At 39.9% G+C, this 11,951-nt stretch carries 8 protein-coding genes and 2 pseudogenes; 9 read left to right on the top strand and 1 reads right to left on the bottom strand.

Going from position 1 to position 11,951, the window contains the following annotated elements; genetic code table 11:
- The first annotated feature begins 298 nt into the window (after positions 1–298).
- The 4 genes and pseudogenes from WS44_RS07795 (at position 299) to WS44_RS07780 (ending at position 3,232) form a co-directional block, all read left to right on the top strand.
- A complete protein-coding gene (locus WS44_RS07795) occupies positions 299–1,492 on the top strand; it encodes an acetate kinase (RefSeq protein WP_013641565.1) in 1,194 nt (397 codons plus the stop codon).
- 100 nt (positions 1,493–1,592) lie between these two features.
- Positions 1,593–2,324 (top strand): annotated as a pseudogene (locus tag WS44_RS07790) (carboxymuconolactone decarboxylase family protein).
- A gap of 117 nt (positions 2,325–2,441) precedes the next feature.
- Positions 2,442–2,669, top strand: coding sequence for a hypothetical protein (locus WS44_RS07785; protein WP_013437290.1), 228 nt, complete (start codon positions 2,442–2,444; stop codon positions 2,667–2,669).
- Positions 2,670–2,818: 149 nt separating this feature from the next.
- Positions 2,819–3,232 carry an NUDIX domain-containing protein gene (locus tag WS44_RS07780; protein WP_022087461.1) on the top strand — a complete coding sequence of 138 codons (414 nt, stop codon included), beginning with the start codon at positions 2,819–2,821 and terminating at the stop codon, positions 3,230–3,232.
- A 74-nt stretch (positions 3,233–3,306) separates the two neighbouring features.
- Here WS44_RS07780 and WS44_RS07775 read toward each other — a convergent pair whose 3' ends face one another.
- Positions 3,307–4,965, bottom strand: a complete 1,659-nt coding sequence (locus WS44_RS07775) for a phosphoenolpyruvate carboxykinase (ATP) (protein ID WP_022087460.1) — start codon at positions 4,963–4,965, stop codon at positions 3,307–3,309.
- A 213-nt stretch (positions 4,966–5,178) separates the two neighbouring features.
- On the opposite strand from WS44_RS07775, the gene WS44_RS07770 reads away from it, so the two are divergent.
- The 5 genes and pseudogenes from WS44_RS07770 to WS44_RS07750 form a co-directional block, all read left to right on the top strand.
- Positions 5,179–7,011: a TerB N-terminal domain-containing protein gene (locus WS44_RS07770; protein WP_022087459.1), complete on the top strand. Its 1,833-nt coding sequence runs from the start codon at positions 5,179–5,181 to the stop codon at positions 7,009–7,011.
- A 4-nt stretch (positions 7,012–7,015) separates the two neighbouring features.
- Complete coding sequence (locus WS44_RS07765; RefSeq protein ID WP_013437294.1) at positions 7,016–8,341, top strand: ATP-binding protein; 1,326 nt, start codon at positions 7,016–7,018, stop codon at positions 8,339–8,341.
- Positions 8,342–8,351: 10 nt separating this feature from the next.
- Complete coding sequence (locus WS44_RS07760) at positions 8,352–10,583, top strand: DEAD/DEAH box helicase (protein ID WP_046433923.1); 2,232 nt, start codon at positions 8,352–8,354, stop codon at positions 10,581–10,583.
- Positions 10,584–10,782: 199 nt separating this feature from the next.
- Positions 10,783–11,778 carry a dihydroxyacetone kinase subunit DhaK gene (gene dhaK, locus WS44_RS07755; RefSeq protein WP_046433921.1) on the top strand — a complete coding sequence of 332 codons (996 nt, stop codon included), beginning with the start codon at positions 10,783–10,785 and terminating at the stop codon, positions 11,776–11,778.
- 15 nt (positions 11,779–11,793) lie between these two features.
- A pseudogene (locus WS44_RS07750) lies at positions 11,794–11,951 on the top strand (dihydroxyacetone kinase subunit L); the annotation flags it as partial.

Raw genomic sequence — 11,951 nt, 5'->3', positions numbered from 1 at the left:
AGACGATCTGTCTTTGGGGTGTTTTTATACCATTATTTGTTAAAAAATGAACAATTTTGATAATTGTTTTTAAATATTTCAAAAAGTAGGTAATAAATTAATATTTGCTAAATAGTGGCGAAAATGAATTTGATGGATTGTAATAAATGATTGGATTCATTGATATAGCAGTGCTTATAACTGATTTGACTTGTTACGGATTTTGGAAAAGTGTTTTAAATAAGAGATGAAAGAGCTATACTATTAAGTGAAATTTCACTTGTGAAAAATATAACTAATAAATTGGAGGATTTTTGCAATGAAGAAGGTTCTGGCAATAAATTCAGGCAGTTCATCATTTAAATTTAAATTATTCTCTTTGCCTGATGAAAAGGTAGTGGCATTCGGTATGGCTGATCGTGTTGGCTTACCTGGGGCTAGCTTTAAGATTGCCTTGCAAGATGGCAATGAACATATTGAACATGTTGAGGTCCCTGATCAAGAAGCTGCAGTAAGTCTACTGCTTAAAGCTTTAAAGAAATATCATGTAGTTGAAGACTTAAACGAAATCGTTGGCGTAGGACACCGTGTAGTGAGCGGTGGCGAAATCTTCAAGGATTCTACTGTAGTTGATCAAGAGGTTTTGCAAAAGATCAAAGACTTGTCAAACTTTGCCCCACTGCATAACCCAGCAGAAGCACGCGGAATCGAAGCATTTATGCATGTTTTGCCTAAGGTGCCACAAGTTGCCGTGTTTGATACTTCTTTCCATCAAACGCTGGATCCTGTTCATTATTTATACTCAATTCCTTATGACTACTACAAGGAATACGGTGCACGTAAATATGGTGCTCACGGCACATCTGTCCACTATGTAACTTTAGAAGCTGCTAAGATGATGAAGAAGGATCTGAAAGACCTTAAATTGATTACCTGCCACTTAGGTTCTGGCTCATCAATCACTGCAGTTAAGAATGGTAAGTCATATGACACCTCAATGGGCTTCAGTCCACTTTCTGGGATCACTATGGGTACTCGTTCAGGCGACATAGATCCATCGCTTTTGCAGCACTTGATGCATGAGACCGGCATTTCAATGAATGAGATGATCAATATTTTGAATAAAAAATCTGGTTTACTTGGCATTTCAGGCATTTCATCAGATATGCGCGATTTGAAATACAACAAGAATCCACGTGCAGTCCTTGCTCGTAAGATCTTCCTTAACCGGATTGTCCGCTATATTGGTGCATATATTGCTGAAATGGGCGGTGTCGATGGTATCGTGCTTACTGCTGGCGTTGGTGAGGGCGACGTAGGCATGCGTCAAGCAATTATGGATGCCTTTAAGTACATGGGCGTAAACCCTGACTACGAGGCTAATAAGACCAATGGACAAAAGTTTATTACTAAGCCAGACTCTTCAATTCAGGTGATGGTAATTCCAACCAATGAAGAATTAATGATTGCTCGCGATGTCATGCGTCTTACTAAGTGTGCCGTTTTAGCATAAGTACAAGTTATTTGTGAGAATAATAATTAGATATTTTTCTTTAATGGCAAAGTGGTCTTAAATAGAAGATGAAGATAACCATCTTAGAAAGGAAGATAATATGTCAATTAAAAAAGATGCACAAACTGCACACGCAAACTTATTAGAAAAAACTGATCCAGAAGCCTTAGAAAGAATTAATCACTTTGCCTTTGACGAAGTTTAAGCAGATGTTGATTTGCCAGATAGAACTAAGATGCTCTCTACTTTGGCCTACCTTTTGGGGATGCAAGGCGTTGATGAGTACAAGGTAATGCTTCCTGTAGCCCTTGATAACGGTGTAAGTCCTGTCGAAGCAAAGGAAGTTTTATACCAAGCCGTTGACTACTTAGGTTTAGGTAGAGTCTTCCCATTCTTTAATGCTACTAACGACGTTTTACGTGCACGTGGCGTAGAAATGCCTCTTCCAAGCCAATCAATCACGACTATGGATAATCGTTTTGAAAAGGGCGAAGAGACCCAAATTCGCTTATTTGGACCACAAATGAAAGACTTTGCTAAGAAGGGTACTATCAACAAGTGGTTAGTAGATAACTGCTTTGGCGATTACTACACTAGAAAAGGCTTAAGTGACAATGACCGTGAAATGGTAACCTTCTGCTACATTGCTGCACAAGGCGGCTGTGAACCGCAACTTTTAGCACATGCTCAAGCTAATATTAAATTGGGTAATGATAAAGAGTTCTTAATGAAAGTGATTGAACAAAACGTTCCATTCATTGGTTACCCAAGAAGTTTGAACGCTGTAACCATTGTTAACAAGGCCGATGAAGCGGTTAATGGTAAAGATTAAAAAATAATAAGAATGAGGCGTTTTATTTAACACTTGCACCTGATGGCACTACAATATAATTGTAATCAGATCTGATGAAACTATAATGTAATGGTTATCAGGAAGGAAGCTTTTATTATGGCAGATGCATTAGAAATTGAACAAACCGCTATGATTGATCGTGAAATGGACCAAGTTTTTGATTGGGCAAAGGGTAACCACATGCCTATTCGTGACGCTATCTGGGACCACGAAATGGAAGCAAATGGCCACGACACGATGAAGACTGAAGCAGCTGTTGAATGGATCCTTAAAGCCAGCGATGACGAAGTTAAGGATTACTGCGAAAAGAACTTAAAGAAGTAACTTAAAACATTCTATTTAATTAAATAATTTCGTCTGCACATAAGGTGACCAAGTCTAGAGGATTTGGTCATTTTTTTGATCCTAATTTCTTGACCTTCATTAATAAATATTTAATAATTGTTTTAATTATTAAAGGTTGGGTGACAAAAATGATTATGGAACATTCGGCAGGTGCAGTTATTTATCGAAGAGCTGTTAGCGGAGAGCTAGAATATTTAATTGTACAGAGCGTAGTAAATCATAACTGGGGTTTCCCTAAAGGACACTTAGAAGGCGAGGAGACAGCCCAAGAAGCAGCTAAACGCGAAGTTGCGGAAGAGGTAGGGCTAAAGCCAGAATTTGATTTCAATTTTATGCGTAAGAAGAAATATTCATTAACAGAAAAGAAAACTAAAACTGTTACATATTATCTGGCCAAGTACGTTGCAGGACAAAAGGTAGCTAAGCAAAAAGAAGAGATCTTAGCAGACAAGTGGGTTACTTTTAAAGAAGCTAAAAAGTATCTAACAGAACATGGCAAGATGGACGTACTAAGAGCCGCGCGAGATTACATTAAGCAATAAAAAATACGAGAGCATTAAGCTCTCGTATTTTCGTCATTAAGAAATCTTATTTAATTATATGAAACATTTCCTAATTAGCTCAATTCTTTGATGATAGCTTCCAAAGTCTTCTTAGCCTCATCTTGGATTGGAGTTTCTGGGTGTTCTTCATCGTACTTGTTGAGCCAGTTCAAACGATCTTGCATTCTCTTGGCCAAGGTCTTTTGGTATTCTGGGTCTTCAAGGTGAACTTCGTAACCGTCAATTGGTAAGTAGCTTACACCCTTGAAGTTACCGAATGGCTTGAAGTCGCTGTCCTTAATGTTGCCGTTAGCCAAGTCTTCGATTAACTTCTTAGTAACTTCCTTTGGAATATCCTTGCCCATGAATGCGTCAGTGTTCAAGCTGTAGCAACTAGCGCCACGCTTAGTGAACAATTCTTTGAAGTCTGTGTAGTCGCCTGATACAGGGTATGCACGGAATGGGTCTGCGAATGGTTCGATAACCAAAGTGTTCATATCGAAGCCCTTTGGCAAGTTTTCAGCAGAAGTTCTCTTGGTTGCTAAAGTACAACCCATAGTAGTTGCCAATACTGGGTCATCGATCTTGATGATTGGAGGTAATGAACCGTCCTTCATGATCCAGAACAAAGCAGTAATTGGTGACTTTTCAAAGTCTACACGGTGAGGACTAGTGTAACGGGTCTTGATAACACGACCGTTGTTGTTACGTAAGTCTTCAGTAACGATAACCTTCTTGCCGTTTTCGTCAAGAGTTACATCACAGTTCATAATAGTGGTGTAGTACTTAGTTTCGTGGTGACCTGCTGGGTAGTCGTGAGTCTTGTCGAAGTATGAAGGTTCAAGAGCTACTGATGAACCATCTTCACGTGAAATGATGAATGCGTCGTCGTGCAATACAGTGATGTCGTATTTACCATCGTACATTTCGTGAGTCAAAGTTGACTTACCTGAACCTGACAAGCCGTAGAATGCGAAGGTCTTGTCGTCTTTGTCGTTGAAGTGGAATGACTTTTCACCACCGTGACATGCAGTGTAGCCGTGACGGTGAGCAATAGCCCAAGCTAAAGTCAAGGTACCCTTCTTAAGTTCACCGAAGTAACGAAGGTTAAATACAGCGGCACAGTTATGAGGAGCGTCAAATACACCTAAACCCTTAGGATAATCTTCATCTTGAACATTTGGATCGAAGTAGAAGTAGATGTCTGGTTCGTTGTAGAACTTGGACTTTGCGTACATCTTTTCAGCTTCTTCGTCAAAGAAGTGGAAGTTCAAAATGTATGAAAGTAAGTTGAAGGCTTGGTCTTCTGGCATCATGATGTGGGCCTTAACAGTGAATGATGGGTCAAGACCTACCAAAACAGTAGCCTTTAAGTACTTTTGATCGTGACCTTTGTAAATGTCTTCACGTAAATTACCGTTTAAGGCTTCTGCATCTTCGTTAGGATTGTCAACAAAGTGACGTGCACTGGCAGTTCTACCTAAGATCTTACCATGGTTGTAAACCAATTGGGTTGCGCCGTAAGGTAAGCCTAATTCCTTGGTGTGAAGGATTGGTAAGTCAGTAACGATAACACCTGATTGCTTCTTAGCTAAATTGTAAGCTTCAGCAACACTGGTTACTTCGTGTACGTTGTTGCCATAAAATGCACTCTCGATTGTTGCACGAGTGCGGCTAAACATAGGATTTGCTTTTCTAAGTTCATCTTGAGAATAACGTTCTTTTGTACTCATATTAAGATTTTTCCTCTCTAGGAAGCTTATTAAAACGCTTTCATTAACTTACGTCACCTATGATAACATAAAAGTTTGTTAATAACCACACAAATGTCAAAATATCGATTTTATGAAAAACAGAAACTTATACTTATGCCCGAGTTTACTAGGAGACCGTGCGTTTAAAAAATGTTATAATTAGAACACATGTACGCAAGAAAGGAAGGCAAAATGGATTCGAATCAGCTGTTTAAATACGTCTATGCAAAATATGGCCTTAAGTTTGAACCGATTATTCCAGGTTCGGCTGAGACTTATGTGCTCATGTCGCCAGTAGATAGCGGCTATTTTGCCATGCTTTCGCGTATCAAGATCAACGGAGAAATAAGAGCTGTCCTTGACTTAAAATGTGGTGACTTTGCAGGCACCATCCGCGATTTACCAGGTTTTACTGATCCAGTTAGAATCAAAGACGCAGCTTGGGTAGGTGCTGTTTTAGGAAACAATGATAGTTCAGTCAAAAAGGCGCTCGATTATGCCTTTAAGCTAGCGATGAACGGCAAGCAGGTTAACGTCGCGCAGGACCAATATTTTTATATTCCGCCTGATGATGTGGAAGAAAAGTACAAGGCCCAGCCAATTAAGCCACGCAAGAATTTGCAAGAGCAGGCCGATCCAGATATTCCGGATAAAATTAGACAGATGCTCAAACTGTATGATTACAGTCTTTTGCCGCAAAAAGGTAGAGCCAAGAATTTTTATGTGCAAGCACGTTTTATGGCGGACTATGAGGATAATTATGCAGAATATTTTGCCTTTAAACGCTTTTATCCGACTTACCACGACATGAATATCGGTCAGTTGCGCAGTTATTTTACTTGGCGGAGTAAATTGCGCAAGGGCGATTATCAGAAGACGAGTACGTCGTATGCGTTTGTATATCTTTATGAATTACTGAACAATGTCGGCGTGAATCCACAAGAAGGCTATGACAAGTTGCTTGATTTTAAGCACAACTATGTGGAAAAGTATGATTTGACGATGGAACCTTATCTGAATGATTGGCTAAAAGACTATGTTTTGTACTACCAATTAGGACAAGATGAGATCGATAATTGTTTTGCCCAAGAAATTAAAGAAGACCATGACTATCTGATTTTGCGTCATCCCGAAGATTATTCGACTGAGAAATTAGCCGCTGTTTTTGCAAATAGATCATCGTATTGGAACACTTCCAAGGTGATTAAGCAGAATCAGGCTAAATTTACCGAGCTTTTAAAATGCGTGTGGCAGGAATTGCTAGATGCTAAAAAGTTTGGCATTGCTTATTACAGCGCCTTTGTGGCTAAGCCACAGGTTAAGCAGCAAGATGTGTTTTTAGGCAGCGTTTTTTATAATCGGGAAAAGAAAATTCCCACCCAAATGGTTGATGCCGCAAGAAAATATGTCTTTATGAATGGCACTTGGCAAATTCATTTTGATGAGCCGGTGAAAAGGCAGAAGACCAATTTAAATACTTTTTTGCATGAATTGGACCGCATTGCCCGTGAGAAGTTAAAGCTGGGGCGTCCAATCAAGCCACGTTTTATCGATCAAGCGGTGTTAAAGGCGATTGACGCTGGCATTGCTGTTTATCAAGAACAACAAGAAAAAGCCAAGATTGATCAGATTAAGATTGATTTCTCTGACTTGGATAAAATTCGTGCTAATGCTTCGGTAACACGCGATAGCCTGTTAACCGATGAAGAAAAAGAATTAGAGCAGGAAGAGCAAAAGCAAGTAGAGCAGAAAAAAGAGATTGAGAAACCAGCAGAAGTTAAGACAGATAATGAATATGGTCTCGATAAAAATGAGATGTTCTTGCTTATTTCTTTACTTAAAAATCAGCCGTGGCAAGATTACGTTAAGAAAAATCATTTGATGGTATCGATTCTGGCTGATAGCATCAACGAAAAGCTGTTTGACGAAATTGGCGATAATGTCATCGAATTTGATGAAGATAACCAACCACAAATTATTGAAGATTATAAAGAAGATTTAGAAGATATGTTTTTGAAGGGATGAAAATATGCCACAAAAAAGAAGAGTACCTAAGAGAATTGCCCAAATCGTATTGAATTCGCTCAAAGGTGGGGTAGTGCCACGAATTGGTTTGCCTTATATCACAGTTGGCCGTAAAGCAGAAATTGAAGCATTGCTGCACGATGTCGACGTCATTCAAGAAGGCGGTGCTAGTTTCCGCTTCATCGTTGGACGTTATGGTTCCGGTAAAAGTTTTTTACTGCAAACCATCCGCAACTACGTCATGGACAAAAAATTTGTGGTCGTTGACGGCGACCTTTCGCCAGAAAGACGTTTGCAAGGTTCAAAAGGCCAAGGGCTAGCCACTTATCGTGAATTAATTCAAAATCTTTCTACCAAAACCAGACCTGAAGGCGGCGCCTTAACTTTGATTCTGGATCGCTGGATCAATTCGGTGCAGACACAGGTTGTTAGCGAAGGAATTGCCAGTGATGATCCCAAGTTTGAAGCAGCAGTGGATCAGAAGATTTATGGCGTAATTTCATCATTGAACGAACTGGTTCACGGTTTTGATTTTGCCAAGCTGTTGAATATGTACTATCACGCTTACATGAGTGGTGACGACGAAACTAAGGCCAAGGTCGTTAAGTGGTTTAGAGGTGAATACAGTCACAAGACCGAAGCCAAAAAAGATTTGGGTGTTGATATTATCATTTCCGATAGCGATTGGTATGAGTACTTGAAGTTATTTGCGACCTTCTTTAGACAAGCTGGTTATGCTGGCCTGATGATCATGATTGACGAATTAGTGAATATCTATAAAATTCCTAACGCCATTAGTCGTCAGTACAACTATGAAAAGATTTTGACCATGTACAACGATACTTTGCAGGGTAAGGCCAAATATCTGGGCATTATCATGTGTGGTACGCCGCAAGCCGTTGAAGATCGGCGCCGCGGAGTTTATTCATATGAAGCTCTGCGTAGTCGTTTAGCCTCAGGTAAATTTGCGCAAGAAAGCGCCCGCGACATGTACGCTCCAGTGATTAAGCTTGAACCATTAACCGCAGAAGAAATGCTGGTTTTGACAGAAAAACTAGCTGACATGCATGCCAATTTGTACGGCTACGAGCGCACGATTACTGATAATGACCTAGCTCAATTTATCAAGATTGAGTATGCCCGCGTCGGTGCAGATACTAATATCACGCCACGTGAAATTATTCGTGACTTTATCGAATTGCTTGATATTGTTTGGCAAAATCCAGATAAAAAGATCACGGACTTGCTTAATTCAGATCAATTCAGCTATACCAAGTCAGAAGCCGTTTCGGATAATGCGGAAAAGGATTATACCGAATTTAAGATTTAAAGGATGAACTATGGACGTTTTTTCACATTATGCGCCATTTATTCAAGATTATATTTATGAACATGGCTGGCAAAATTTAAGACCAATCCAGGTTGCGGCTGCCGAAGAAATTTTTAACACTGATCATAATGTGCTCTTGTCAGCTTCAACGGCATCAGGGAAAACCGAAGCGGCCTTTTTCCCGATTTTGTCAGAGATTTACAATGAGCCGGAAGATTCGGTTAAAGTTCTCTATATTGCTCCGCTTAAAGCGTTGATCAATGACCAATATGATCGTTTAACTGACTTATGCACAGATGTGGATATTCCAGTTTGGCGCTGGCACGGGGATGTGGCTCAAACACAAAAGCGTAAGCTACTCAAACATCCTTCGGGTATTTTACAAATCACGCCCGAATCGCTTGAAAGCTTCATGATCAACAAGCACATGGATATTCCGCATCTTTTTGGTGGCTTGAAATATATTGTCGTTGATGAATTGCACTCATTTCTTAGAAGCGACCGCGGTGGACAAACTTTTTGTTTAATTGAGCGTTTGTCTAAACTAGCTAACGTTAATCCACGTAGAATCGGGCTTTCTGCGACTATCGGCAATCTGGAAGATGCCAGCAAATTTTTAGGTGCCGGTTCAAATAGAAAAACTGTGGCTCCAAGGGTGCAGAATGAACCGCAAATTTGGCATCTTTCCATGGAACATTTTTATAAAACCGATCCACAAGCTAGTTCAAAGAATTTTGATCCCAGTCAAATTGAACCGAAAACTGATAAGGCACCAGAATTGGCTGATCCCGGAATTGGCTATATTTTTGAACACACGCGTGGCAAAAAGTGTCTGGTTTTCACCAACAGTCGTGAAGAATGTGAGGCTGTGTGTCAGGAACTTAGAGCCTACTGCGCCTATAATCATGAACCGGATCGCTTCATGATTCACCACGGTAATCTTTCACCAGCCTTGCGTGAAACTGCAGAAGCCGCAATGAAAGATGACGATGTTTATATGACAACTTGTGCGACGGCCACGCTAGAACTCGGAATCGATATTGGTCAGCTGGAATCTGCCTTTCAAATCGATGCGCCGTTTACTGTGTCAGGCTTTTTGCAGAGAATGGGACGGACAGGACGCCGCGGCAATCCGCCAGAAATGCACTTTGTGATGCGCGAAGAGCACCCTGAATCAAGGGCAATGCTGCCAGAATTGATTCCATGGCCATTGCTGCAAGGAATTGCCTTGGTACAGCTTTATGCCGAAGAAAAATGGGTTGAACCGCCTGAACCTAACCGTTTGCCATATAGTTTGCTTTACCACCAAACGATGAGTATGCTGGCTGCAGGTGGTGAAATGACACCGGCAGAACTGGCCTCTAGGGTATTAACTCTGTCATATTTCCACAACGTGAGCCAAGAAGACTATCGCGTTTTGCTTAAGCATTTGCTTAAAACGGGACACATCGAATGGACCGAGAATGGTGGCTTGATTGTGGGCCTTGCCGGCGAAAAAGTTGTGAATAACTTTAAGTTTTACGCGGTTTTCCAAGAAAATGAGGAATTCAGCGTCCATGCTGGCAGCGAAGAATTAGGTACCATCGTTAAGCCGCCTCCTGTAGGGGACAAGATTGCGATTGCCGGTCGCGTGTGGATTGTCGAAGACGTTGATATCAAGCGCCACCAGGTATATTGTCACGAAGTAAAAGGCAGAATTCCTGCCTACTTTGGGGATGTACCGGGCGATATCCAACCGAAGATTTTGCAAAGAATGAAGAAGGTACTCGCTGAAAAAACGATGTACCCGTATTTGATGCAAAACGGCAAGGCACGTTTAACGCAGGCCCGCGATACTGCGGCATTAGCTGGTTGGCCAAAGAAGAACTTAATCAAGCTTGGCGGTAACATGTGGTGTCTTTTCCCATGGACTGGGACTTATGCATTTTTAGCATTGGAACGCTTAATTAAGATCAAATGTGGTAAGCAGTTGAATATTCGAGGATTTAACTCATCCAGACCATATTTTATGTATTTTGCCATGGATGCGGATGAACAAGAATTTTGGCACATTATCGGTGAAGAAGCAACAAAAGATTTTGAACCGCTAGAATTAGTTTACCCAAATGAAGTGCCGGGAATTGATAAGTATGATCAGTACTTGCCAAAAGAATTACTTAGAAAGGAGTTTGCTAATAGCGTTTTGGATATTAAAGAAATGAAGCGTTGCGTTAAGCAAATGGTTAAAGAGAATTTGGTATAGGATTAAAAAATTAATAAGTAATTTAGAATGTTGATAATTGTTTCTTAAACAGGAATATATCGACATTTTTTAGTTTGCAAAGTTATAAAATGACACATTGTCATCATGCGTGTTAAAATATATTAAACTCAATTATTCAGTTATGTTACAATTTGCATGTAAGCATTTTCATTACAAGACCTAGAAAGAAGGATTCTTTATGAAGAAAATAATCAACGATCCTCATGATGTTGTTCCAGAAATGGTTAACGGAATGACGAGAGCCTATCCACAATACATTGAGAAAATTGAAGGAACTGAAGCTGTTGTTCGCAGTGATAAGGATTCTATGAAAGGTAAAGTTGGAATTGTTAGTGGTGGTGGTTCAGGCCATGAACCAACACATGCTGGTTATGTTGGTGAAGGGATGCTTAGTGCTGCTGTTTGTGGACAAGTTTTTACTTCACCTACACCAGATCAGATTTATGCTGCTATTAAAGCAGTAAATCAAGGTCAAGGAGTCTTCTTAGTAGTTAAGAATTACTCCGGTGATGTTATGAACTTTGATATGGCTAAGGATTTAGCAAGTATGGACAATATACCTGTTAAATCAATTGTTGTTGATGATGATATCGCAGTAGAAAACAGTTTATATACGCAAGGTCGTCGTGGCGTTGCTGGTACTATTTTTATGCATAAGATTCTTGGCGCTGTTGCTCAACAAGGAGCATCTCTTGATGAAATTGATGCTTTAGCTCATAAAGTTTTGCCAAATATTAAGACTATTGCCGTAGCTTTATCTGCAGCTACTAATCCAGAAGTGGGCAAGCCAGGTTTTGTCCTCAAAGATGATGAAATTGAATATGGGGTTGGAATTCACAGCGAACCGGGTTATCGTCGTGAAAAAATTAAGCCTTCAAAGGAATTAGTTGAAGAGCTGGTTGGTAAACTTAATAATGAAATGCATCTTGATGGTAATAAGAAGTATGCCTGCTTAGTAAATGGTATGGGTGCCACCCCATTAATGGAGCAATATATTTTTGCAAATGATGTACTAAACAAATTGCAAGAATTTAATATTAAACCAAGTTTTATTAAGATCGGTAATTACATGACCTCAATTGATATGGCTGGCATTTCTCTTACTTTATTTGAAATAAAAGATGCTAAATGGCTTGATTACTTAAATTATCCAGTTAAGACAATTGCTTGGTAAAAGGAGAACTAAAAAATGACATTAACCGTTGATACCTTAACGACTTGGATGAGTAAATTTGCTGAAAAAGTTGAAACCAATAAACAGTTTTTAAGTGATCTGGATACACCAATTGGTGATGGCGATCATGGCTTTAACATGGATCGTGGAATGAAAGCTGTTGAAGAAAAATT

It is taken from the genome of Lactobacillus sp. N54.MGS-719, assembly GCF_000980505.1.
Taxonomy (GTDB): Bacteria; Bacillota; Bacilli; order Lactobacillales; family Lactobacillaceae; genus Lactobacillus; species Lactobacillus amylovorus.
Note: the sequence above shows the minus strand (reverse complement) of the source record. Positions and strands in the feature narration are given on the sequence as shown.